The organism is Streptomyces humicola, from assembly GCF_024436035.1.
GTDB classification, from domain to species: Bacteria; Actinomycetota; Actinomycetes; order Streptomycetales; family Streptomycetaceae; genus Streptantibioticus_B; species Streptantibioticus_B humicola.
This window is the reverse complement of sequence record NZ_JANFNG010000001.1, coordinates 53,453-76,219: the sequence shown is the minus strand read 5'-3', so window position 1 is coordinate 76,219 and position 22,767 is coordinate 53,453. Positions and strand designations below refer to the sequence as shown.

The following is a 22,767-nucleotide window of genomic DNA, read 5'->3' as shown; positions in this document are numbered from 1 at the left end:
GCGAGAGTGGAGGACGGTTCGTAGTCAGCCGCCTCCGGAGCCCGGCAGCAGCATCAACACGTGGAGCTTGGAGTTGATGTTCCGGGCACGTGCCGCGGTCTGGTCCAAAAGCGGGGCCAGGGCCTGTACTCGCTGATCCGCCTGGGCGAGCAGCCGCACGATCGACGCGGCAGGAGCGGCGGCCGCATTGGCCTGATTGGTTGACTGCTGTGCGGCACCAATAATTCCCACCAGCGGCGGATCCGCTCGGGTGAGCACGGTGCCGAGATTACCGAGCTGGTTGCCCAGCGTGCCGAGCGTGGTTTGCGCCTTGCTCAGCGAACCGAGAACATCGACCACCTGCGGCAGTCCCTGGCCGATCGCCTTGTCTGCGGGCGGCAGCTGGCCGGTCGCACCCAACGCTGTATCGGTGGTGGAGTTGACCTTCTCCGCTTGAACGACGCCGTCTTTGAAGATGGCGTTGGTCTCGGCAAGGTCCCGTGTGACAACCAGGATTCCCGTCAGCATGCCGAGCGAGAAGATAAGGGTAATGGCCCAGGAGAGCCGGAACATAAAGCTGCCTCCCTTGTACGGCTGTTGTTGTCCGGGTCACGTCAGCGGGCCGAGCAGTCCAAGGATCGGTTGGCCGTTGCTGGAGGTGATGTTGGTCACCGTGCTGAGCACCGGCAGCAGCGGAGCGACAGGCCGGATGCGTTCTGACTCCGCTTCGATCTCCTGAAGTATCGCGACGATCTCCTGCGCACGCGGACCGAGCGCGCCGAGGTCCGTGGCAATGGCCGTCATGTTGACGTCAACCGCGTTCAGTTGTGTCGTCACCGAAGAGACCGCGTTACCGAGCGCATTCACCTGCGGAGTGGCCTGTTGAGCCCGCCCGGTCACCTTGTTGATCAGCGGCGGCAGCGGCGTGGCAACACCCTGAACGGTGGTGGTATCGCCGTTGACCGCCTGCGCCGAAGGCACCAGGCCGCCGGCCTTGTTCACCAGCCCGTCCAGGTCGTCGGCGACGGTGTGCAGTACCTGGATGCGCTGGCCCAAGTCGTGGTGCTTGGGTACCAGCACCGAGGTGATGCTGTCGAACTGGCTGGCCGAGTGGATGACCTGAAGACTCAGTGCGGAGGGCCTACCGAGCGGGTCGGAGAGGTCCTGCAGGTGGGGAACAAATCGGTTGAGCATTCCGATGACAATGCACGCCCCGCCTCCCAGGGTGGCCACTGTCGCGAACCAGACCTTCTTGGTAAGCACGGGTTCTACCTCCCTGTCGCGGGCAGTACTGACAGTTTCTGTTCAGTAATGGCAAGCTGCGCGTTGAGTTGACCGACCAGGTTGATAGCCGCGGCCAGCGAATTGTTGACGGTGGAGACGCTGCCCTCGGCACCCCCGGCGATCCGGTGCAAGCTGCTGGCCGAACCCTGCAGCGTGCCGGCCACACCCTGCATCTGTTTGGCGATGTCCACATCGCCCTTGCCCGCATCCAGCAGACGGGCGACGTTCGGCAGAGTCGCTGCGAGGTCATTCACATCCTGCACCGTGGTGCCATTGAGTTGAGTCAGCACTCCGGCCAGCGTTTGCAGTTCCTGCTTTGCCAGTGCCGGGTCATTGAAGTCCGCCCGGGTGGCGAAAAAATTGTTGGTGGTGTGGAAGTTCTGAACAATCGATCGTGCGCTGCTTTGCACGAGCAGGCCCTTGTGGATAGCCGTCATCACCAGGAAGAAAAGTGCTATGGCGATGATGGCGGCAATCTTCCCCATCCACTCGGTGGTGATAGCCACGGTGCTTGAGCTTCGTAGCACCGAGTCTGGGATATCCGTGCGCCTGTTCACGGTTCACCTCTTGTGTGTCAGTTCCCGCGGCGGTGGAAATCGATCCGTCAGCTGGGCAGTGGCAGTGACTGGTTAATCGTCTTCGCGTCGGCCACAGCGCCCTGCAGGTCGGACACGAGTCCCTGTACGATCGACACGAGCTGTTTTCCCTGGTCGCCGAACTTGCCCGCCGAATCGACCAAGGGAACGACCTTGTCGCGTACCTCGTTGAGTACGTTCTGGATCGTTGTGAGCTGACGGTTGCTGGTCTGCGCGCCGGAGCTACCGGTGGAAACCGCTGCCGCGGCGGGCTGGACAGCCGTCTTCAGCTGCTCCAACAGCGGTTCCAGCCCTTGGGTTTGCCTCACCGCCTGACGCGCCGTACCTGTGAGTGCGGTGAGTTGGGCCAGGCGTTCGGTCACCTTGTCGTTGACTTCGACGATCGCTTTCGATGCCGCCAAGGTCTGCAAGTTCGCGCGTTGCTGGTTGTCCAGACGGTGGTTCAGGTTGAACACGACGAAACTGAGTAGACCAAGTACACCAACAGCGGCAATGGCCAAAATCATGCGGGCCGGGCCGTGTGCACGTCCGAAAAACACGGTCATCTCCCTACGAGTTAATGCCCAGAAACATTCTGAGCGGAGCCGTCCGCTTCTTCCCGGGCGGTATGCACCTTCGCGGCGGTAGCCCGTGCCTCGTCGAGGATCCCGGCAAGCGTTGCCCGATCTCGTGCCACAGCGCTGGTTGCTCCGTCCACGGGAGGATTGAGTCCCTCCAACCGTGCGTCCAACGCGTTGAGGCTGCTGACAAGACCGCTCACGTCCCCGTCCGCCGAATTCAAGGTCGCCTGCAGATCACCCCTGATCTGCCCCACCAAGGTCCTCAGCTGGTCCGCGACCTGGGAATCGACACCCTGGACCCTCGCGATGGCTGCGTTCATCTGATCGAGAGCGCCGAATGCCTGCAAAGTCACCTGTTCCTCGTTCACGATCTTGAAGAGTCCAGGGTTGTAGCGGTTTGCATAGACCACCGCCTTGTCCAATCGATACGGCGTGGCCACAAGATTATATATCCGGGGATACAGATAGAACGCGCCCACCGGGATCAGGGCGAGGATGACCACTACCTGAAGAACCCGCGTTACCGGGCCCGCCCTCTTCACCCGCAACGGCAACGTCACATCTGTTCGGCTGTACAGGGACTGGGCTTTCGCATGACTACTCACATCGCGTCCTTTCGCGCGTGCACTATAGGCCCTTACCAATCGACGGCCACGACCCCGAGGCACTGAGCGCATGCTGTCAGCGCTCCACCACACACTGCTGCATAAAATACTTCTCGTCCGGCCGGCAACCGCGTACCCCGCCACCTCGCAAGCCACCTCGCAATTGTGGCGTTTCTCCTCCGGCCTTCTCTCATTCAGCGATGGACAACAGGGCGATAAGCTGCAGCGACATCACCGTGTGGGTGAGCAGACCCTTGACGACGAGCCGGTGCTTGGCAATCTCACCAAGTACACGAACACCACGCCTGGTGAAGAAACCGACCGGGACAAGACCGGAACCGACCATTTTGAGCTGAGAGACATCGAGAATCTGGTCGACGGTGGCCTTCACCAGCACACTGGGACGGCCGACCAGATCGTTGTAAATGACGGCCTCCTCTGCACCGAACACGATCGTTGCAGTGCTGTCGGTATCCGTGCTGTAAACAGCCACTGGCCGCGGCATGCGCCGAGCTATCTTCACCCGCTCCGGGAAATTCTCGAAGTTTTGTGCCAGCAGCGTTGCCAAAATATTGGCGAGACCGTTCGAAAGGTCCCCGTCGTAGAGGGAGACTCCATAGTCCTTCTTCGTTGCTGCTTTCATCGTTGACACCTCAAAAGAATCCTGCGCCATTAGGGATATCCGACCTGGCGTCCTCGCCCCATTCAAGGGGTGGACACCGAGTTGGAGTAGGAGAAGACCGCCTCGCATCCGCCGCTACGACTACACCAGCCATACTCAAACGCAACCAGTCCGAGCAGCACCGCCAGCAGGACACGTACCGCCCTCGGAATATTTCCGATGCCAGTTCGTCACCCGGGGTGAAATCTGCAGATCCTCCAGGAATGCATCGGCCTGCCGCTGCCAGGTTCCCGGCAAGGCGTGCACTGGGACGAAGGATCACAGCAGTATCGTCACCAACGTGCAGCCCGTCGACCCTTGGGGAACGGAAGGCGGACCGGGGTGCATCCGGCTGCAGAATCAACACCCGGGGTCTGTGCACGTGGACGAGTGTCAAGCCAAGCCGCCACACCGACTCCAGTTGCGAGCACGGCCGACATGAACACCCCAGCTACCAGCACACCGACCCGCCTTCCATCAATTCCCACACCTATTCGTGCAGAACTCCTGCTCAGACGTCCCAGTCGGTCGGGACATCACCCCAGGCCGCGAGGAAGCCGTTGAACGCCCCGCCATTCTCGATCGCCGCCGACATCGGTCCCTTGACGAACTTGATCCGGCCGGCCATCAGGGCCTTCCCACCCTCGATCTTGCCCTCGGCCACATCACGCCATGTGTCGATGTCCGCGTGAATCTTCAGCCACAGGTCCGACTCTTCGTACTGCGCAGGACCCCAGGCCACGACCTGGCCTTCCCTCCACTCCACATGCGTAGGCAGGTCCCGGTCCGTACACCCGAACTCCATCCTGTGTGTGAAGTTCTTCGGGTCCTTGAAACCCTGGTACATACGCTCACTCGCGTTGCACACTTCAATCGCGGCAGCACACCATTCGGGCGAGAAGAACTTCAGCTCTCCAGCCATAATTCTCTCCGTTCTCCTTGAGATTGTTTCGAGTTACATCTACGGACGTGAGCTCACCCTCCAGCCCACACTCCGCCGCTCAGCCGACCGGCGTCGCGAGAGCCGCCTTCACGTCCTCCTCGGCAGCCGCCGTGATCCGCGCGAACACCCCATTCGCATCCACCCGAACCGGCGCCTGCTCGAAGACCGACACATAGCTCTCGACTGCCGCGACAGCCCTCGGTCGCCACTCGTCGACCCAGGCAGCAAACCGGTCAGCATTCACTGGAGTGTCAGCGATGGCGACACGCGCGAGTTCGCGGGACCATTCCCGATGCCACAGCGCGTCCTCGTTGAGGGAGAAGTGAATCTCACGCAACATGGTGTCGCCGTTTGTCGCAGCCAGCACCCCTGCCAGTTCCTCGTTCAGCAACCTATCGAGATGTGGCTTGATGACCAGGTTCAGCACGGTGAACGCCTCGCCCCAGTCATACGCGATCAGCGCCCGTTCGATGAGCTCCCGCACCGCCTGGAACGGCTCGCCATCCTCCCAGAACGCCTTCTGCTCGCCAGGTTCACAGCCTCCCCTACGCGCATTCAGCTGCGCTGAACGGTAAGCGATTCGCTGGATCCGGCGCATCTCGTCAGCAGACTGGAACGCACCAGCGTTCGTGATACGAGACACCGGAGCCATCTGCCCGACGTAGGCACTGATCATCTCCAGCCCGTGCACCGGAAAGCGCCACGCACCATACCAGCGATGCAGGAAGGTAACCCACTCGGCTGCCAATTCGTCGTCGTAGTTGCTCTCGTCGATCTCTCGCAGGAGCCCGTCGACAACGGTCTCTTTGTCGTTCTGCAGCTCGTTGTAACCCCGGTAGGTCGTGCTACGGGGATCAGCGAAAGCCTCCCAGTCATGGGCCTGCAACGGCGACGACTCGCGGTACTGGTAGTACCACTTGCTGACCGGGTTCTCGTTGCTGAGCTCGAAGTTGTGCGGGTAGTGGTAGTGCAGCCGCGAACTCACGAGCTCGTAGTTGGACGGCAACCTCCGACCAGTCTGGAGCATCGAGTATGTCTTGAGCTTCTTCTCGCTCCGTTCGGTCATTGTCATCACGCTCCTGAAGAGGAAAGGTGCCGTGGCGGAAGCGACCAGACAGCCCGGTCCTGACTCATAGACAGGACTCCGGCAAATGAGGACATGATCACCTCTAGATCGCCAGGAAACCGGATCTTGCGGCCGTAGTTGCCTTCGATCGCCTCACGGGTCACCCGACACTCGTCCGGCACGAACACCCGGAAGTAGGCGCCGGCGTCCTCGACGAAGACCTCTTCGTTCTCTTCCTCGATGGCCGCGATGATCGCCTTGCCCAGCGGTGTCGACTGCAGCACCGGTCCGACGCCGCGCTCGATAACCTGACTGAGTGTCCGGCGCTCGTCAGCGTTTTCCGTCATGCCATTCCCTTCTCCTCTTGCAGGACGTCGTGCAGGTTGATATACACGGCCTCGCCCTCGATCCGAACCGCATAACGACGAAGACACGCAGCCGCCGGATTAATGCCCTTCCCCGTGGTCGCCGTGAAGGTCCACTCATGCGAAGGGCACATGATCTCTTTGCCGTCGAACGTGCCCGTGGACAATGCGGTGCCCACGTGGGGGCAGCTGTCCTCGAAAGCGACAACTGTCCCCCCGGCGTTCACGACCAGCACGTCGGTCTCATCGACACTGACCGGGAGCATCTCGCCCTCCCAGAGTTCATCCAGCGTCGTCACCTGAACCCACGTGCTGCTGACTTGAGTGCTCACGCCGCCTGCCTCACATGGAACATGTCGCCGTAACCTAGGCCCGCCTCTTCGATCGACTTGCTCTGATCGAGAATCTCTCCGGCCTCGTTCAGGACCTCAAGCGCACCACCCGTGCGATCCACCCGCAGGTCGAGCACCCAACCAGAAAGCTGCTCAGCCAGCGTGGAGACCGGCTGATCCGGCATCGCGATCAACACAAGACCCAGAAAGTCCCCTTCGAAGAAGCCGTACAGCGGGATAATCACGTCGTCTCCTTCAGCTCTTGCTCAGCAGGTAGCAGGAAATCCCAGTACATGCTCACGCCGACACCGCCGCGCGCTTCTGCCGCCACGGGTGTTCCCCGTTGTGGAGGTCCTTTCCGTGCTGCTCCACGCCCATCCAGTCCAGTACCGCGTAGATGTCCGTGGGGCAGTCGCCCTTGAAAATCCGGTCGATGACCGACTGATGCTCCGCGAAACGTTCCGGCTGCTGCTGGAAGATCCACCGGCACGGCTCGGAGCAGAAAAGGTACTTCCGACCGTTGTGCTCGAGAGTGCATGCCGTGTTCTTGCCAGGCCCCCGGAACGCCGTCGGGAGCTGGCACAGGTTACACAGCGACGGCAACGAGTACGGCAGCGTTCCCAGTTCGCCGCGCTCATCCCACATCTTCTCGATGTTGTCCCAGATGGAGCCGTACGTCTCAGTCCAGCCCGGGTACTTCTCCTCCAGCCAAGCCCGCTCTTCCGGGCTGGGCACCGGCTCGTCGAACCACAGAGTCTGCCGGTAGGTGTACAAACCGAGCTGGAAGCTGTGATGGGCGTGATCCAACTCCTCCACGAACTGGTCCCAGAACCATGGCTTCTCCAGACCGAACTCCTCAAGGTTCTTGAGGAACTGGTCGTTGATCCACTCCTCCATGAACTCCTTGAAGGACTGCCGACGGGCATGAACCGGAGTCAGGTAGTCCATCGATGTGCCGGTGAGCGCGAGGAAAATCCGCCACGACCGCCACCACATCTTGTCCAGCAGGTACTGTCCGTATTCCTTGCCGCCATTCTCGATCAGCGTCCGCAGCACAGGATGACCCTGCTGAGCATGCCGTGACTCATCGGTCTGGATGCTCGCCAGCATCTTCTCGAACACATGGTCGTCCGCACCGTCTGCCATCGCCGCCATAGCGATGAACTGCAGGTTCGTAAACCCGGTCTCGAAGACGAACGTGAGCTGAATCGCGGTGTCCAACGCATTCGCAGCGGTGAACATGTCGTCGAACAGGTGACGGGCAGCGATCATCGCCCACTCGTTGGTGTGGTACGCCTTATGCGTCCAGTCGAACCTGGAGTCGAACTTCAGCAGGTCCTGACCGATCATCAGCGGAATCTGCGTGTGCCGGATCTCGTCGAGCGCACCCAGGTTCGCCATCGTCCGCCACGCGCCATCCCTGCCGAAGCGCGCCATTCGCAGCTCGCCCAGACATGCAGCGTATTCCCCGAGGGCAATCGCTCCGTTATGGAACTTTGCCAGCTGCACCCACGCAGGGTCCAACCGCTCCGTGATCTTAGCCTTGCCGAGCGCGTCCCGGACCGCGAATACGGAGTCGTCCTTGACGAGCTGGTTTTGAACATACTCGCGGTAGGTGTTCCGGTACGCCTCCTCCCAGTTCTTCCACGACTCGTGGGACAACCACGGAGAACCGCTGACAACCTCCGGATACACCTCGCGCTCATCGACGTAGCGGAACTCCCAGTCCACCTTGCGTGCTACGTCGAGCCAGTCGTCTCGCTGAAGTGCCATTTCCCGCTCCTTTGCTGTGTTGCCGTCCCTGGCCTGTCAGGAGGGTTAATGCATTGTCTGCCCCCACGAGGCCGCACTCCGTTGGCCGTTCCTCATCGTGGAACGCGCCCGCGGCGACAAGTACGATGCAAAGGAAGTCGATCACCCGGCTATGCAGGTCAAGAGGCCGCGGCGGCATCGTCGCCAATCGGCCACCGACACAACTCCCCCAGTTCATTCAGAGATCCTCCACAGTCCGCTCGTCAACCGGAGACTGTACGGTCATCGGTGTAACTCCCGATCAAGGAAGAACACCTGATGAGCGATGTGATCGCATCTGCCGAGGCGGTTGAGGAAGTCCAGCGGATCGAGCAGAAGCCGGACGCGTTGGACGAGCAGTTGAGTTGACCGGACAGTTGGTCGACTGTGCTCGTGCCCAAGACATCAAGCTGACCGGCGGGTGTGGGCCGCTGCAACAGCTGACGAAAAGGGTTCTGGAGTCTGCCCTCGAGGGCGAGAGCACCGGCCATCTTGGCTACGAGAAGCGCGACAAGCCCGGGGCTGGATCGGGGAACTCACGCGATGGAACACGGTCGAAGACCGTCATCACTGAGGTCGGCCCGGTCGAGGTCGACGTGCCACGCGATCGCGAGGGCAGCTTCGAGCCGCAGATCATGCGCAGGCGATAGCGGCGCCTGTGCGGTGTCGACGAGATGGTGCTTTCCCTGGGATCAATTTGCGTTTGGCGAGGTCGCCGGTGGCTCCGAAGAGTGCGATCACGTGATCGTCCGGACGCGTCAGGGCTGGCTCCTCTTCTCGGCGTGGCCGCCGAATTCGCTGCGCATGGCGGACAGGACCCTGTCGGCGTACTCGCCGAGGCCCCGGGATTCGAATCGCTCGGTGAGCGCCGTGGTGATCACGGCGGCGGGTACGCCTTCGTCGACTGCCGCGAGGACCGTCCAGCGGCCTTCGCCGGAGTCCGAGACGCGGCCGGTGAACTCCTCCAGCCGCGGCGATCGGGCGAGGGCGTCGGCGGTCAGGTCGACGAGCCACGACCCCACGACCGAGCCGCGGCGCCATACCTCGGCGACTTCGCCGACGTCGATCCGGTACTGGTAGGCCTCCGGCTCGCGCAGCGGGGCGGTCTCGGCGTCGGCGGTGCGGTCGCGCAGTCCGGCGTCGGCGTTCTTGATGATGCTCAGTCCCTCGGCGATCGCGGCCATCATCCCGTACTCGATCCCGTTGTGGACCATCTTCACGAAGTGACCGGCACCGCTCGGTCCGCAGTGCAGATATCCGTCGGGCGCTGTCCCGTCGGTCCGCGTCCTGCTCGGTGTCGGTTCCGCGGAGCCGGCACCCGGCGCGATGGTGCGGAAGATCGGGTCGAGTCGGGCAACGGATTCGGGCTCTCCGCCGATCATGAGACAGTAGCCGCGTTCCAGTCCCCAGACACCGCCTGAGGTCCCGCAGTCCAGGTAGTGGATCCGGCGAGGAGCAAGCTGCTTGGAGCGGGTGATGTCGTCCCGGTAGTAGGAGTTGCCTCCGTCGATGACCGCATCGTCCGGATCGAGCAGTTCGACCAGCTGGTCGAGGGTCCGCTGTACGACGGCGGCAGGCAGCATGAGCCAGGCAGCGCGGGGCCGCTCCAGCTTGGCCACGAAGTCCTCGAGCGAACTGGCACCGACGCCGCCCTCGCCCTCCAGTTCTTTCACGGCGGTCTCGTTCAGGTCGTACACCACACAGTGATGGCCGTCCCGCATGAGTCTGCGGACGATGTTCGCGCCCATCCGTCCGAGCCCGATCACGCCGAGCTGCATGGGGGTGTCGGTTGCCATGGCTGCTCTCCTCTAGCACGTGTCGTCAATTGATCCGGCTTGATGGCTCACGACGGGATGACGCGCCTCCATGGACTTGTCCGAGGAAGCTGGAGTGCTGGAGCTGCCCGGAGTCGAGCATGCCGCGGGTGATGTTGTCCAACCACAGGCTCTGCAGTTCGTGCAGGGATTGAGTCGCTTTCACGTCTGTCTCCTAGCCCTGTGACACCAGCTCACGTGCTGCCTGGGCGAGGCGCTCGGGAGTGAAGCCGAACTTGTTGAGCAGCTGTTTGAGGGGCGCGGAGGCGCCGAAGGTGTGCATGCCGACGATGGCACCACCGTCGCCGACGTACCGGTCCCAGCCGAGCGTGGACGCCTCCTCGACAGCGACCCTGGCTGTCACCGCGGGTGGCAGCACCTGGTCGCGGTACTCCCGCGGTTGGCGGTCGAACAGTTCCCAGCACGGCATGCTCACCACCCGAGACGCGATGCCCTCGGATGTGAGCTCCTCATGCGCGGCCATGGCCAACGACACCTCCGAGCCGGTGGCGAGCAGGATCACCTGCGGCTCGCCCGAGGGCGCATCGGCCAGCACATAGGCACCCCGCGCAACCCCGCTGGCCGCCCCGAGCCGACTGCGGTCGAAGGTGGGAAGGGCCTGGCGGGAGAGGACCAGCGCCGCCGGCTCCCGGCGTAGGGCAGTGACCACCCGCCAGGTCTCCACCACCTCGTTCGCGTCGGCAGGACGGAAGACGAGTAGCCCGGGCGTCGCACGCAGCCCCGCGAGCTGCTCGACGGGCTGGTGGGTGGGTCCGTCCTCACCGACCCCGATGGAGTCATGGGTGAAAATGTGCACGGTCGGGATCTCCATCAGCGCGGAGAGGCGTATGGCTCCCTTGGCGTAGTCGGAGAAGATCAGGAACCCGGACCAGTACGGCCGCAGCTTCGTCAGCGCCATACCGTTCACGACGGCCGCCGCCGCGTGCTCACGGACTCCGAAGTGCAAGTTGCGCCCGGACCGTTCGCCGGGCTGGAAATCACCCGCTCCGTCGAAGGCGAGCCGCGTCTTGGTCGACGGTGCCAGGTCGGCGGATCCACCGAGCACCCACGGCACCGCCTTGGCAACGGCCTGAAGCACCTGACCCGATGAATCGCGGCTCGCCAGACCCTTCGGGTCGGGCGGGAAGGTAGGCAGCGCCTGCTCCCAGCCCTCGGGCAGCTCCCGGCGCTGGATCCGCTCCAACTCGTCGGCGCAATCGGGGTGCAATCCGCGGTAGTCGACGAACTGCTTCTCCCAGCCACTGCGCAGCTCGGCGCCCCTCGCCCCGATCCCCCGTGCGAACCAGTCGTAGATGCCATCGGGGATGTAGAACTCGGCGTCCGGCGGCATCCCAAGGAAGCGCTTGGTCGCTTTGACCCCCTCGATCCCGAACGGAGCCCCGTGTGCTTTCGGTGAGTCCTCGACCGGCGAGCCGTAGCCGATGTGGCTGTGGACCAGGACCAGGGTCGGACGCTCGGTTTCGGCCCGGAAGGTGTGGAAGGCGCGGCTGATCTGATCGAGGTCGTTGGCATCGGCGACGACAGTCACGTTCCAGCCGTAGGCCAGGAAGCGGGCGGCGACATCCTCGGTGAAGGTGATGTCGGTGTAGCCCTCGATGCTGATGCGGTTGGAGTCGTAGATCCAGCACAGGTTGGACAGCTGCAAGTGTCCGGCGAGCGAAGCGGCCTCCGAGGAGATGCCCTCCATCATGCAGCCGTCCCCGGCGAGCGCATACACGTCGAAATCGAAGAGCGTGAAGTCGTCACGGTTGTACCGCGCCGCCAGCCACTGGCCGGCGATGGCCATGCCGACCGAGGTGGCCACCCCCTGTCCGAGCGGACCGGTGGTCGTCTCGACACCGCTCGTCCACCGGTACTCAGGGTGGCCAGGACAGCGGGAATTCAGCTGCCGGAACGACTTCAGGTCATCAAGTGCGACCGACGGGCGACCCAGCACCTCGTAGTCGGGATCGACCGCGCGGACGCCGGTCAGGTGCAACAGCGACCACAGCAGGGCGGAGGCATGACCCTCCGAAAGCACGAACCGGTCGCGGTTCGGCCAGATCGGATCGGCAGGATCGAAACGCAGAAAACGCTGCCACAGCGTGTAGGCAACGGGTGCCATCCCCATCGGAGTCCCCGGGTGCCCAGACTGGGCCTTCTGGATCGCGTCCATACACAGCCCGCGAATCGTGTTCACCGACAGCGTGTCCAGATCGGTCATCGGCTAGCCGCCCTCCATGCTCGCGAGGAATGTCTACGCTTGTGCACTGCGTCGACGAGCCTGACCGAGAAGCCGAAGTAGAGCCACGGCCGCGATGAGGCAGGTCACCGGTTCCGGCAGGACCGCCTGTCCAGGAAGGATGCTGCTTGGCCGAGTGCGGGGCGTCTCGCTGACCCACTCCCACCAGCCTAGGTCCGCCGATACGCCCCCTCAACATTTCGCCCGGCCCCAGCCCGGCTTCTATCAGGTGGGGCCCCGGGGCGGCGTCCGGGCGAGCCGCGTAGGGCGTTGCGCCCGGTGGTCAGCGCGTTGGAGCGCAACACGGCCGGCACGCCGAAGACGACGGTCGAGGCCTGCAACGAAGGTGAGCCGGGCGCCGCCTGTGTCGCCGCGCCTCATGGGCGAATTGGCAGCAGAATGGACGCTGCACCGGCACGTCATGGTGCTGTTCATCGGCGAAGGGTCCGCGGTGCCCGTATAGCGGCTAGCAGGAGGTGGTGTCGTTGGCTGGCGAGAAGACCGCTGCCCGTCCAGGCAGCCCGGCGGTGATTCAGAGGAGAAGGTAAGATGTCGGGTCCGATCGCGGTTTTGTTTGATATTGACAAAACCCTCGTCCACACCGGGGGCTCAGGGGCGCGCAGCTGGGCCTGGGCATTCGACCGCCTGTATGGTGTGGCAGCCGACATCGGAGAGCACTCTTCAGCCGGAGAGACCGATCCACAGGTCGGACGGGAAACGTTCCGCGCAGTACTTGGCCGCGAGCCCAGCTGCGACGAGCTGGGCCGTTTGTACACCGCGTACCTGTGTCACCTGTCGGAGGACATCTGGTCCTCGATGGAATATCGCGTGCTGGTCGAGGCAGCGCTCGCGTCGAACGCGACCGCGATCGGGGTGGCCACCGGTCACTACACGGTTCCGGAGCTGCGCGCCACGAAGGCCGACCATGTGCTGGCATCGCTGGCCGAGCCTTTCCCGGACCTGTGATCCGTCTCCTAGCATCACCGAGTCATCAGACGGTGCCCATCACGGCGGCGGGTTCCGATGCGCACTTTCCTGCCGGGCCCGGTAGGCCGCATAAGCCTGGGCACGGAGAAGACTTCGTCGATTGACCGCGCTATGTAATTGACCACCACATGTATCAAGGCCGTACCTCTGACCCATCATCGGCTCACCATGGCGCGCAGGCGGCTCCTCTCCTCAGTGGATGGGATGGCAACGGAGTGGTCGTTGACATGTCAGCCGCCCGGGATTACACGGCCAGCCCATCGATGAACAGGGAGGCGCTCGGTGGAGGGTGCGCTTTCGATCGTGTTCGCGTTGCTGGCGGCGGCTAGCAACGCGCTGGCAACGGTGCTGCAGCGGCGTGCGGCACGCACGGTACCGGTCTCGGAGCATCTGCGACTGGGACTCGCCGTCACGCTGCTGCACCGCCGTGTCTGGCTGGGCGGCATGGCAGGGGTGATCGGAGCTGCCGTCTTCCAAGCCGTCGCGTTGTCGTTGGGAGCGCTGTCGGTGGTGCAGCCGATTTTCGTGCTGGAGCTGCCGTTCGCGTTGTTGATCGGCGGTGTGGTGCTGGGTCGTCGGCTGTCCCACCGGTGCTGGGCGGGGGTGGTGTGCATCGTGGTCGGGCTGGGCGGGGGGCTGGCCGCAGCCGCGCCGTCGCCCGGGACCGGCCATCCGCGCCTGGGCCCGTGGGTGCTGGTTTTGATCTGTTGCTGCGCCGCCATCGTCGCCCTCGTGGCTGTCGCACTGCGCCGGCCAGCCGGCGCAGTGCGGGCGTCGGGCTTCGGGGCGGCGTCGGCCATCGGGTATGCCCTCACCGCGGCTCTGATCAAGGAGGCCACATACGCCTGGCAGGTCGGCGGCATCTCGGGGTTCTTCCTCGCCTGGCAGACCTACGCCTTCGCCGTGGTAGGCGTCAGCGCGCTGTTCCTCCTGGAGAACGCCGTTCAGTCAGGACCCATCACCGCTTCGCAGCCAGCCCTGACCCTGGGGGACGCATTGGTGAGCCTCTCCCTGGGCGTCACGCTTTACGGAGAGCACGTGCGCGGCGGATGGTGGCTTCTGCCGGAGGTGCTGGGCGCGGCGGTCGTGCTGTGTGGAGCGGTGCTGCTCACCAGCCAGCCGCTCGCCCAGTCCGTGGTGGCCCACCCGCGACAGCGGCAGCCTGCCGCCAGGACCGCCGCAGACTCCTGACTGGGGGCCGACGAGCGTGAGCGGTGTACCTCGGCGGCATCCGAGAGGTGTCCTCGCTACTCGGGTGGCTGCTTCTCGCGGCATGCTCTCAGGACGCCTCGGTGGTCTCTATCTGCACCTCGGAGCACAGCGTGCGGTGCACAGGGCATTTATCCGCGATCTCAAGCAAGTGCCGACGCTGATCGTCGTCGAGGCTGCCGGCGAAGTGGATCGTGCGCTCGACCCGATCCAGTGTTCCGGTCCGCGTCTCGCAGTCGGCGCAGTCCTGCGCATGAATACGTGAATGGCTCAGCCGTACCGTCACTTTCTCCAACGGCCACTGCTTGCGCTGGGCGTACATTCGAACCGTCATCGATGTGCAGGCACCGAGTGCGGCCAACAACAGGTCATACGGACCGGGTCCGCTGCCGGCTCCGATCGGCCGGGGTTCGTCCGCGGCCAGGACGTGACGACCGGCCGTGATGCGCTGCCCGAACGGGGAGTTGCTGTTCTCGGCGACCTCGACGCAGCCCTCGGCCGGCGTGTGCTCCGGCTGAGGCTGCGGGTGGCTGGCCGCCGGATCGATGGCATAGCGGGCGGCCCAGGCGGCGAGTACGGTCGCCGCGAACTGTGCGTCGGAGCGTTTGCCGAGCAGGTGGTCGGCACCGTCGAGAGAGATGTAGGACTTGGGGTGATGGGCGGCGTCGAAGATGCGCCGTGCGTTGTCCACGTCAACGATCTCGTCGTTCGGTGAGTGCAGTACCAGCAGCGCCGCATCGAGATCGGCGATGCGCTCGGCCTGCGGTTGCGCGGCGACGTCGTCGAGAAACTGCCGGCGGATGCGGAAGGAGCGTCCGGCAAGGATCACCTCGGCCTCACCCCGCTGCTCGAAGTCGGCCTGGCCGCGGCCCAGCAGGCGAAGCACATGCCCCGCGTCGGCAGGGGCACCGATGGTCGCCACGGCCCGCACCTCTGGGACGCGGTGCGCAGCAGCGATCACGGCCGCGCCACCGAGCGAGTGTCCGACAAGAAGGGTCGGTGCAGCGAAGTGCTTTCGAAGGTAGTCGGCCGCGCACACCAGATCGTCGATGTTGGAGCTGAAATCCGTGTTGCCGAAATCCCCGCCGGATTCGCCGAGTCCTGTGAAGTCGAATCGCAGAACCGCGATCCCGAGCCCGGCCAGTGCCCGGGAGATCCTTGACGCGGCCACAACGTCCTTGTTGCACGTGAAGCAGTGCGCGAACAGGGCGTAGGCGCCTGGTTCCGACTCGGGCAGGTCCAGCCGGCCGGCCAACGGCGCACCCTGCGATCCGACGAACGTGAGTTTCTCGCTCGGCATCATCAGCTCCCTCGAACCATCTCAACGCGGACGCACCACATTTCAACAGTGCATCATTTTCTCGATCCCGTTACCAATGGCCCGCCGCCCACCGATTTCGTGAGCGGCGGACCGGCTCCTCCTCTCGCTCGCACCTCGGAGTTGTGGCGTTGGGCAGCCACAATGCGGCGGTATCAGCTGTGGGCGTGTGGGCGGACCGGCGGGTATTCGTTGTCGGTGTCGGTGTCGGTGTCGGTGTCGGCGAGGTTGTTGAAGTAGTTGGTGAGGATGTTCAGGGCGAGGTTGCCGACGACTTCGGCGATCTCGGCGTCGGTGACCCCGGCGGCCCGGGCGCTCTTGAGGGTGATCTCGTCGGTGGTGCCGTGGCCGCGCGCGATGGCGTCGGAAAGGGCGAGCCGCGCCGCGGTGTGGGGGTCGGAGGAGTCGGCGTGGCGGGCGCGCTCGATCTCCTCGGTGTCGAGCTTGGCGATCTTGGCTGCGAGGAAGGTGTGGGCGGACAGGCAGTACTCGCAGCCGTTGGACTCCGCGGTGGCGAGGGAGAGCCGCTCGCGGACGGGTGCAGGGATGATGCCGTCGCCCAGGGCCTTGGACAGGGCGAGCCAGCATGTCGCTACTCTAAGTAGCGAGCCATATCGCAATGTAGCGGCCATGTTGGCGCCCGTACGCAGCCGCACCAGGCTGCCAGAGTCCCAATCGCCTCCTCGGACAAGCGTGCCTCACAGGTTTACGGGCTGACGTCCCTCAGCCCCCGTCGGCATCCCCGCGGACGCTCCAACGCATAGATCCCATCCCGCGCAGTCCGTGCAGCGATGCCGGTCCCCGTGCGGGCGGTACGGGCGCGGCCCGCTCCTACCAGCGGCCCCAGTGGACCACCTCGTCGAACGGGCGACGGTCCGGACGCTGCAGGGGGCTCAGCGGTCGTTCGGCCGGGTAGCCCAGCGCGATCAGGTAGGCGCACTCCCGGTCGGCGGGCAGGCCGAGGACCTGGCGTGCGAGGTCCTGGTCGGCGACCGCCGCATGGCCGCTCCCGACACCGAGGTCCGCTGCCGTCACCATGATCGCCATGGTGGCCTGCCCCAGATCGTACTGGGCGCGTTCCCGCTCGTCGGCGCCGTCGTAGACGCCGACGACGAGCGCGATCGTCGCCGCCGAGCCTGCCACGTATCCCGCGCCCCGCCACACCTTCGACAGTTCGGCGAGCTGGGCGTGCTCGGTCACGACCACGAAGTCCCACGGCTGCCAGTTCCGCGAGGAGGGCGCGCGGCGCCCGGCTTCCAGGATTCGTCTGAGGTCCTCGTCGGGGATCGGACGGTCGGTGAAGTCCCGTACGTTGCGCCGCGAGGTGATTGCATCCCATGTCTCCATAGGTCTCACCATTCCCCCATTCGACGAGTCGCGCTCTTCCGCTGCTCCGAGCGTGCGACGCCGGTCCCGCGCCCGGCGGCGGCGCCGTGTGCAGGGTCTCTCAGTCAGGCGCTCGAGCCGGGGTCGACGATCGGTCGGCTCTCGGCGGTGGCGCGGATGGCGTGGATGTTGAGGTTGATCCGGGCGGCGAAGAGGGCGTCCCACGGGATTCTCCGGCAAGGCTTCAAGATCGTCCCCGCCTCCGGCGTGTACGCCGCCGCTCTCTCCGCCGGCGAACGCCCGCGCCACCCAGCCCCCGACCCGGCCCGCTTCCCCTACGGCTGAGCACCCGTGCTGCCCGTCCAGTCGGTGGGCGAGCGGCACTTCTCGGCGGTGGCGGCTCACCTTCGGTACTCCGTTGACTCCGGCTGAACGGCCGTGCGACGGTGAGGGCCGCGCCCCTCTCGATGACTGCTCGAGAACCACTGGGAACTGGAGGCAGACCGCTGTGACCTTCGGAAACGATGACTCTCGTCAGGCCATGGATCGCAGTTTGACCTCGGATCAGCTCAAGCTCTTCGAGAAGGAGTTCGCCGCCCGGCCGGTGAACCAGCTGATGCAGAACGCCGTCACTCAGACACCGGTGGACGATGTCGCCCTGGACCGGCGGGTCCTCACCGGCATCGACCACTCGGTCTCCCACCACCTGGACGACTGGAAGGTCACCAACCAGAAGCAGAGTGGGCGCTGCTGGATGTTCGCCGGGCTCAACCTGCTCCGGGTCGGCGCCGCGCGGAAGCTGGGCGTGAAGGACTTCGAGTTCTCCCAGAACTACCTGCTCTGGTGGGACAAGTTCGAACGGGCGAACCACTTCTTCGAGGCGGTCATCGAGACCTCAGACCGGGATGTGGACGACCGCACGGTGGCGCACCTGCTGGCGGACCCCATCGGTGACGGCGGGCAGTGGAACATGTTCGTGGCGTTGGTCGCCAAGCACGGCCTGGTACCCAAGTCGGCCATGCCGGAGACCGACAGCTCCTCCGCGACCCGGGCGATGAACCGGGCCCTGCAAACTCTGCTCCGCCAGGGCGCCCGCGACCTGCGCGAGCAGGCCACCGAGGGAGTCGAAGCGCAGCGGGAGCGCAAGCGGGAGGTGCTGGCCGCCGTCCACCGGGTGCTCAGCATCCACCTCGGCACGCCTCCGCAGCGTTTCCTGTGGCAGTGGGAGGACAAGGACAGGGAGTTCCACCGCGACGGCTGGCTCACCCCGGCAGAGTTCGCCGCCTCGTATGTGCAGCTGCCGCTGGACGAGTACGTCTGCCTGGTGCACGATCCGCGTGAGTCGAGCCCGGTGGGCCGCACCTTCACCGTCGAGTATCTGGGCAATATCGTGGACGCCCCGCCGGTGGTCTATCTCAACGCGCAGATGGAGCTGCTGAAGCGGCTGGCCATGGACGCGATCGTCGGCGGAGAGCCGGTGTGGTTCGGCTGCGACGTGGCCAAGATGATGCGCGCGGACGTCGGTGTCTGGGACGCCGGGCTCTTCGACTACGCGGCCGTCTACGACGCCCCTTTCACCATGGACAAGGCCGCCCGGCTGCTGCACCACGACACGCAGATGACTCACGCGATGCTGTTCACCGGCGTCGACGTGGTGGACGGGAGCCCGCGCCGCTGGCGGGTGGAGAACAGCTGGGGTGAGGAGAAGGCCGACAAGGGCTTCTGGACCATGAACGACTCGTGGTTCGGTGAGCATGTCTTCGAGATCGCGGTCCGGCGCTCCGCGCTGCCGCCGGAGCTGGCTGCCGCCCTCGACCAACCGCCGATCGTCCTCCCCGCCTGGGACCCCATGGGCGCCCTCGCCGACTGAGGATGTCGGGCAGGCGGCCCGCACCTCGCGGGCCCGCGAGCTCCCTGACACTCCAAGGCATGGGCCTCATCCCCACTCGCGATCCGGGTGATTGATCCCCAGCGCCGCGAGCTCACCATGGATCCGGCGATATCCCCACGGGTTGTTCTCCCGGGCCAGGCACAGCACCGGGGCGCGGATCGAGGCTACGGTGGGCGGGCGCCCAGCGACGCTTCGGCACGCAGGTCGTGGCGTGCCAGCGCTTCGTATTTTCGAGCGGCAGACCATAAGCAGCCGAGGCCGCCCCGGTGCGGGGCAGCCTCGGCCTGTTCACTGACAGATGTCAGCTCACGGTGTAGCTGTACGGAATCGCCGCCAGCACCGAACCGGTGGTGCCGAACTGGTTGTTGGCGGTGAGTACGCCCTCCGGGTCGGACACCAGGTACAGCACGCCGTGCACGATGCTGCCCTTCGGGCCCTGCGGGGTGATGGTGATCCGCAGGGTGCCCATGGCGTCGGGCTTGACGGCGAGCGGCGCGACCGCCGGTGCCGAGGCATTCCACGCGGCGGCGAAGGGGTCGTTGGTGCTGGAGGTCAGCGCCGGGTCGAACGCCAGGGTGTGGGCGCTCGCGGTGAGCGTGGAGGTGCCGGCTGGCGCGCCCGCGGCCGGGAACGGGCCGATCTGCTGCACGTAGCTGCCCCAGAAGCCCGGCACGATCGGCTGCGAGGTGCTGCCCTCGTCCTTGACCACCGAGATCGTGGAGCCGGCCTGCGCGGAGGTGAGGTCACCGAACAGGTCGGGCGATCCGGCCACGCCGCTCATCTCCAGCTGCGCGGAGGTCGAGGAGGATGCCACGGCGGTGAACTTGTCGGTGCCCGGCGGTACGAGGAAGCCCGGGGTCACCGAGGTCACGCTGAGCGGCAGGGTGACGGTGGCCGAGGTGCCCTGCGGCACCAACGGCAGGTCCACGTATGTGGCGAGCCGGCCGTCGGCCTGCACCAGCTGAGTGGCCGCGGTGTTGTTGGTGTAAGAGACGTTGAGCGTGGTCGGCTTGCCGGCCGGGAGCTTGGTGGCCGCGCTGTTCGGCAGGCCGGGCACGGTCGCCTGGTCCTGGTCCAAGCCGATGGTGCCCTGGAACGGGGAGCTGAGCTCGGCGCCGCTCACCGGGTTGACCACCACCAGCACGAGGCGCCAGCGACCGGCAGCCGGGTTGACGGTGGTGACCGACACGCCACGCCCGGTGCCGGTCAGGGCGCCAGCGGCGTTGAAGAGCCCGTTGCTCTCGATGTCGATCGGGGTGCCGTTGGGGCTGATCAGCGCGGCCTGCACCACCACGTTGGAGTCGCTGAGGTCCACCCCGGCCCGCAGGTCGCGGTGGCCGGCCGGCACATCGAACGCGTAGGTGAACTGCTGCGCGGGCGAGGCGTCGCGGGCGTTGCCACCGGTGATGACACCGCTGAAGGCACCGCTCTTCCCGGAGAGGTCGACGAGGCTGCGCAGGATGACCGGAACGCTGGTGGTGTGGCCGCCTGAGCTCGCCACGGTGATCGACTCGGCGGCGTCACCGCTGGTCGCCGGGGTGGTGAGGTGAACGTGCAGGGTGGCGCTCCGGCCCGGGGCCAAGGTGGTCACCTGCGGGCTCACCAAGCCGTCCTGCACCGCGCGCTGGGTGGCGGTGTCCAGCAGCACCGGACCGGTGAAGCCGTTGCTGCCGGCCGGGGTGTAGAGGATCGCGGTCCACTGGCCGGCGACCGGGTGCGGGACGTCGACCACGCCGAAGTTCGGCGAGACCGCGGCGCCCTGCGGCCGGGTGTTGGTCTCCAGCCGGCCGGACGGATCAAGCAGGGTCATCCGGACCACCGGGGTCACCGTGGACGACCCCGACGGCTGTGCCTTGCCCTGCCAGGCGATCGACGCGGAGAGCCGGTCGGCCCCCGGCGGGACGGTGAACTTCACATCGTGATGCACCCAAGGCGCGCCGTTGGTGGCGTACGGGAACTGCGGGTCGGTGGTGGAGTTGAGCGCCACCGTCTGCTGCGCGTTGGACTGCGGGGCAAAGGTGCGCGTGGCGCCCGTCACCGTCTGCGCGGTGTGGCCGGTGTTGACCACGGTGACGTTCGCGGTGTGCAACGAGCCGGGGCGGCCGGTGATGTCCACCTGACCGGTGGTGACTGCGACCGTGCTGCTCGCCTGCGCGCCCGCCGGGCTCTGGTAGCCGCGGGCGGCTTCGACGGCGCCGCGCACGTTCAGCAGACCCGCGCCCTGCTCCTGGGCCGGCAGGCCGAGGTCCTGGGCAGTGCCGGTGAGGAACTGTTTGACCAGCGCGGGGGTCGGGGACTGGCCGTGGTGGCCGTCCCGGTACGCCTGGATCACCAGGGCAGCCGCACCGGCCGTCAGCGGCGCGGCCTGGCTGGTCCCGCCGAACGGCTGGATCGGGCTGCCGCTGCCGTTGTAGTTGGTGCACTCGGTGAACTCGGTGATCTTGGGCGAACAGAGCGCCCAGTCCGCCTCACCCGGGGCGACCAGGTCCACGGTGCGCCCCGCCTGCGTGAAGCCGCCGGAGGAGAGCGCCGAGATCCTGTTGTCCGCCCAGGTGCCGTTGGAGAACTGAGCGGCCGCGTAACCGGTCTGCAGATACGACTCGTTGTCCGTCGAGGCGCCCACCGAGATCACGTTGGGGTCGGTCGACGGAGTGCCGACGGTGCTGTTGACTCCGGCGTCCCCACTGGAGACCGTCACCGTCACACCCGCGGCGACCGCCTCGTCGTTGAAGAGCGAGATGGTGTCGTGCGCGCCGCTGTCCGGGGTGACGTTGCTGCCGAACGACTCGTTGAGCACGTTGACGTGAGCCACCGAGACGGCGTAGTCGATGGACTGCAGGATCGCCGAGTTGGGGAAGAGGGTGCCGCCGGCCTTGAGGGCCACCAGGGAGGCACCGGGCGCCACGCCCTCGATCCGGATGTTGCAGCCGACGGGCAGCGGGTGCGTGGGGTTGACGAACTTCGACAGGTCGTAGGTCTGGGTGCCCTGCGCGACCATCGCCGAGGCGTCGCCGAAGGCTTCCGCCGCACCGCTCGGCGCGTCCCAACCGTCACCGGAGAAGTCCTGGTGGTCGATGACCGCGTGCGAGCCGTCGGGGCGGATGAAGTCCGGGTCGTTGGGGTCCAGGCCGTCGGCTATGTAGGCGACCTTGACGCCCTTGCCGGTGGCGATGGCGTGGGCGCCCGGCGATCCGGGGGTGCCTTCGACGTGCGTCGAGTAGAGCGCCTCGGGCTCCAGCAGGGGCTTGGCCGGGTTGCTCGGGCAAATCGTGTTGGTGGGCAGCTCGTTACCGGAGGTGCGGTGCGCCTTGGGCGCTGCCGCCGCGTGGGCCGTTGCGGCGCTCGCGGTCCCCTGTGTGGTGTCGGTGCCGCTGGTCGGGGTGACCGACACCGACTCGTCGGGCACGACGGAGGCCACCGCCGGGTCGGCCTGCAGCGCGGCCCGCAGCGCCGGACTCACCGTCGCGGAGAAGGCGTTGCCGACCACGAAGGTCTTGATCCGGGTGCCGCCCTCCGCTTTGACCTTGGCCAGCAGCGGGGCCTGCGCCGCTGCGGTCTTCTGCGCTCGCTCCTTCAGATGCGCGGCGTCGGCGGGGACGCCCGGTATCTGGTCCTTCAAAATCACGATCACCGGTGCCGGTGCTCTGCTGTCCGCGACCGCCTGGGCATTGGGCACTGAAGGCAGCGGGGCGCCGTTCGCCGTGGTCCCGAAGGCCAGGGCGAGGGACGCGGCGGTGAGTGTGACACCAACGAGCTGGGATTTTCTCCAGCCGAACATTGACATCCTCTCGTCTGGTA

General features: G+C 65.8%; 23 protein-coding genes and 1 pseudogene. 5 read left to right on the top strand and 19 right to left on the bottom strand.

Annotated features, from left to right (window positions below; genetic code table 11):
* Positions 1 to 24: 24 nt before the first annotated feature.
* The 12 genes from NGB36_RS00375 to NGB36_RS00320 form a co-directional block, all read right to left on the bottom strand.
* Positions 25 to 552 (bottom strand): hypothetical protein, encoded by a 528-nt coding sequence (locus NGB36_RS00375; protein ID WP_255917964.1) that lies wholly within the window; start codon positions 550 to 552, stop codon positions 25 to 27.
* A gap of 36 nt (positions 553 to 588) precedes the next feature.
* The gene (locus NGB36_RS00370) at positions 589 to 1,242 is read right to left on the bottom strand and encodes a hypothetical protein (RefSeq protein ID WP_255917963.1); all 654 of its coding nucleotides are present in this window, start codon (positions 1,240 to 1,242) and stop codon (positions 589 to 591) included.
* A 5-nt stretch (positions 1,243 to 1,247) separates the two neighbouring features.
* A complete protein-coding gene (locus NGB36_RS00365; RefSeq protein ID WP_255917962.1) occupies positions 1,248 to 1,769 on the bottom strand; it encodes a hypothetical protein in 522 nt (173 codons plus the stop codon).
* Between the two features lie 98 nt (positions 1,770 to 1,867).
* Positions 1,868 to 2,404, bottom strand: coding sequence for a hypothetical protein (locus NGB36_RS00360; RefSeq protein ID WP_255917961.1), 537 nt, complete (start codon positions 2,402 to 2,404; stop codon positions 1,868 to 1,870).
* 11 nt (positions 2,405 to 2,415) lie between these two features.
* The gene (locus NGB36_RS00355; protein WP_255917960.1) at positions 2,416 to 3,024 is read right to left on the bottom strand and encodes a hypothetical protein; all 609 of its coding nucleotides are present in this window, start codon (positions 3,022 to 3,024) and stop codon (positions 2,416 to 2,418) included.
* Between the two features lie 190 nt (positions 3,025 to 3,214).
* Entirely contained in the window at positions 3,215 to 3,667 is a 453-nt protein-coding gene (locus tag NGB36_RS00350; RefSeq protein WP_255917959.1) for a hypothetical protein, read from the bottom strand.
* 529 nt (positions 3,668 to 4,196) lie between these two features.
* Entirely contained in the window at positions 4,197 to 4,607 is a 411-nt protein-coding gene (locus NGB36_RS00345) for an SCP2 sterol-binding domain-containing protein (protein WP_255917958.1), read from the bottom strand.
* Between the two features lie 79 nt (positions 4,608 to 4,686).
* Positions 4,687 to 5,700: a ferritin family protein gene (locus NGB36_RS00340; RefSeq protein ID WP_255917957.1), complete on the bottom strand. Its 1,014-nt coding sequence runs from the start codon at positions 5,698 to 5,700 to the stop codon at positions 4,687 to 4,689.
* Positions 5,700 to 6,041: an MmoB/DmpM family protein gene (locus NGB36_RS00335; RefSeq protein ID WP_255917956.1), complete on the bottom strand. Its 342-nt coding sequence runs from the start codon at positions 6,039 to 6,041 to the stop codon at positions 5,700 to 5,702. The genes NGB36_RS00340 and NGB36_RS00335 overlap by 1 nt, the downstream gene beginning before the upstream one ends.
* On the bottom strand, positions 6,038 to 6,391 hold the full coding sequence (locus NGB36_RS00330; protein ID WP_255917955.1) for a Rieske (2Fe-2S) protein: 354 nt from the start codon (positions 6,389 to 6,391) through the stop codon (positions 6,038 to 6,040). Before NGB36_RS00330 ends, NGB36_RS00335 begins: the two co-directional genes overlap by 4 nt.
* Positions 6,388 to 6,636, bottom strand: a complete 249-nt coding sequence (locus tag NGB36_RS00325) for a toluene-4-monooxygenase system B family protein (protein WP_255917954.1) — start codon at positions 6,634 to 6,636, stop codon at positions 6,388 to 6,390. Before NGB36_RS00325 ends, NGB36_RS00330 begins: the two co-directional genes overlap by 4 nt.
* 52 nt (positions 6,637 to 6,688) lie before the next feature.
* A complete protein-coding gene (locus tag NGB36_RS00320) occupies positions 6,689 to 8,164 on the bottom strand; it encodes a YHS domain-containing protein (protein ID WP_255917953.1) in 1,476 nt (491 codons plus the stop codon).
* A gap of 383 nt (positions 8,165 to 8,547) precedes the next feature.
* Between NGB36_RS00320 and NGB36_RS00315 the strand changes: the two are divergent.
* Positions 8,548 to 8,829 (top strand): annotated as a pseudogene (locus tag NGB36_RS00315) (transposase); the annotation flags it as partial.
* Positions 8,830 to 8,940: 111 nt separating this feature from the next.
* On the opposite strand, the gene gnd reads toward NGB36_RS00315, so the two are convergent.
* Genes gnd through tkt form a run of 3 tightly spaced genes read right to left on the bottom strand, consistent with a single transcriptional unit; the run spans position 8,941 to position 12,220 of the window.
* On the bottom strand, positions 8,941 to 9,978 hold the full coding sequence (gene gnd / locus NGB36_RS00310; RefSeq protein WP_255917952.1) for a phosphogluconate dehydrogenase (NAD(+)-dependent, decarboxylating): 1,038 nt from the start codon (positions 9,976 to 9,978) through the stop codon (positions 8,941 to 8,943).
* A 25-nt stretch (positions 9,979 to 10,003) separates the two neighbouring features.
* The gene (locus NGB36_RS00305; RefSeq protein WP_255917951.1) at positions 10,004 to 10,162 is read right to left on the bottom strand and encodes a hypothetical protein; all 159 of its coding nucleotides are present in this window, start codon (positions 10,160 to 10,162) and stop codon (positions 10,004 to 10,006) included.
* A gap of 9 nt (positions 10,163 to 10,171) precedes the next feature.
* Positions 10,172 to 12,220, bottom strand: a complete 2,049-nt coding sequence (gene tkt / locus NGB36_RS00300) for a transketolase (protein WP_255917950.1) — start codon at positions 12,218 to 12,220, stop codon at positions 10,172 to 10,174.
* Between the two features lie 567 nt (positions 12,221 to 12,787).
* Between tkt and NGB36_RS00295 the strand changes: the two genes are divergently transcribed.
* Positions 12,788 to 13,204 carry a hypothetical protein gene (locus NGB36_RS00295; RefSeq protein WP_255917949.1) on the top strand — a complete coding sequence of 139 codons (417 nt, stop codon included), beginning with the start codon at positions 12,788 to 12,790 and terminating at the stop codon, positions 13,202 to 13,204.
* A 303-nt stretch (positions 13,205 to 13,507) separates the two neighbouring features.
* Positions 13,508 to 14,416, top strand: coding sequence for a DMT family transporter (locus NGB36_RS00290; protein ID WP_255917948.1), 909 nt, complete (start codon positions 13,508 to 13,510; stop codon positions 14,414 to 14,416).
* An 88-nt stretch (positions 14,417 to 14,504) separates the two neighbouring features.
* Here the strand turns inward: NGB36_RS00290 and NGB36_RS00285 are convergent, their stop codons facing one another.
* From NGB36_RS00285 to NGB36_RS00275, 3 genes are all read right to left on the bottom strand, one after another.
* Positions 14,505 to 15,734 carry a bifunctional alpha/beta hydrolase/OsmC family protein gene (locus NGB36_RS00285; protein ID WP_255917947.1) on the bottom strand — a complete coding sequence of 410 codons (1,230 nt, stop codon included), beginning with the start codon at positions 15,732 to 15,734 and terminating at the stop codon, positions 14,505 to 14,507.
* Between the two features lie 173 nt (positions 15,735 to 15,907).
* Entirely contained in the window at positions 15,908 to 16,384 is a 477-nt protein-coding gene (locus tag NGB36_RS33040; protein WP_269469671.1) for a carboxymuconolactone decarboxylase family protein, read from the bottom strand.
* A gap of 199 nt (positions 16,385 to 16,583) precedes the next feature.
* On the bottom strand, positions 16,584 to 17,099 hold the full coding sequence (locus NGB36_RS00275) for a nitroreductase family protein (RefSeq protein ID WP_255917946.1): 516 nt from the start codon (positions 17,097 to 17,099) through the stop codon (positions 16,584 to 16,586).
* Between the two features lie 165 nt (positions 17,100 to 17,264).
* Here NGB36_RS00275 and NGB36_RS00270 point away from each other — a divergent pair, with 165 nt between their 5' ends.
* Both NGB36_RS00270 and NGB36_RS00265 read left to right on the top strand, forming a co-directional pair.
* Positions 17,265 to 17,423 carry a hypothetical protein gene (locus NGB36_RS00270; protein ID WP_255917945.1) on the top strand — a complete coding sequence of 53 codons (159 nt, stop codon included), beginning with the start codon at positions 17,265 to 17,267 and terminating at the stop codon, positions 17,421 to 17,423.
* Positions 17,424 to 17,619: 196 nt separating this feature from the next.
* Positions 17,620 to 18,948 carry a C1 family peptidase gene (locus NGB36_RS00265; RefSeq protein WP_255917944.1) on the top strand — a complete coding sequence of 443 codons (1,329 nt, stop codon included), beginning with the start codon at positions 17,620 to 17,622 and terminating at the stop codon, positions 18,946 to 18,948.
* A 322-nt stretch (positions 18,949 to 19,270) separates the two neighbouring features.
* On the opposite strand, the gene NGB36_RS00255 is transcribed toward NGB36_RS00265, so the two are convergent.
* Positions 19,271 to 22,747, bottom strand: a complete 3,477-nt coding sequence (locus NGB36_RS00255) for a S8 family serine peptidase (protein WP_255917943.1) — start codon at positions 22,745 to 22,747, stop codon at positions 19,271 to 19,273.
* Positions 22,748 to 22,767 lie beyond the last annotated feature (20 nt).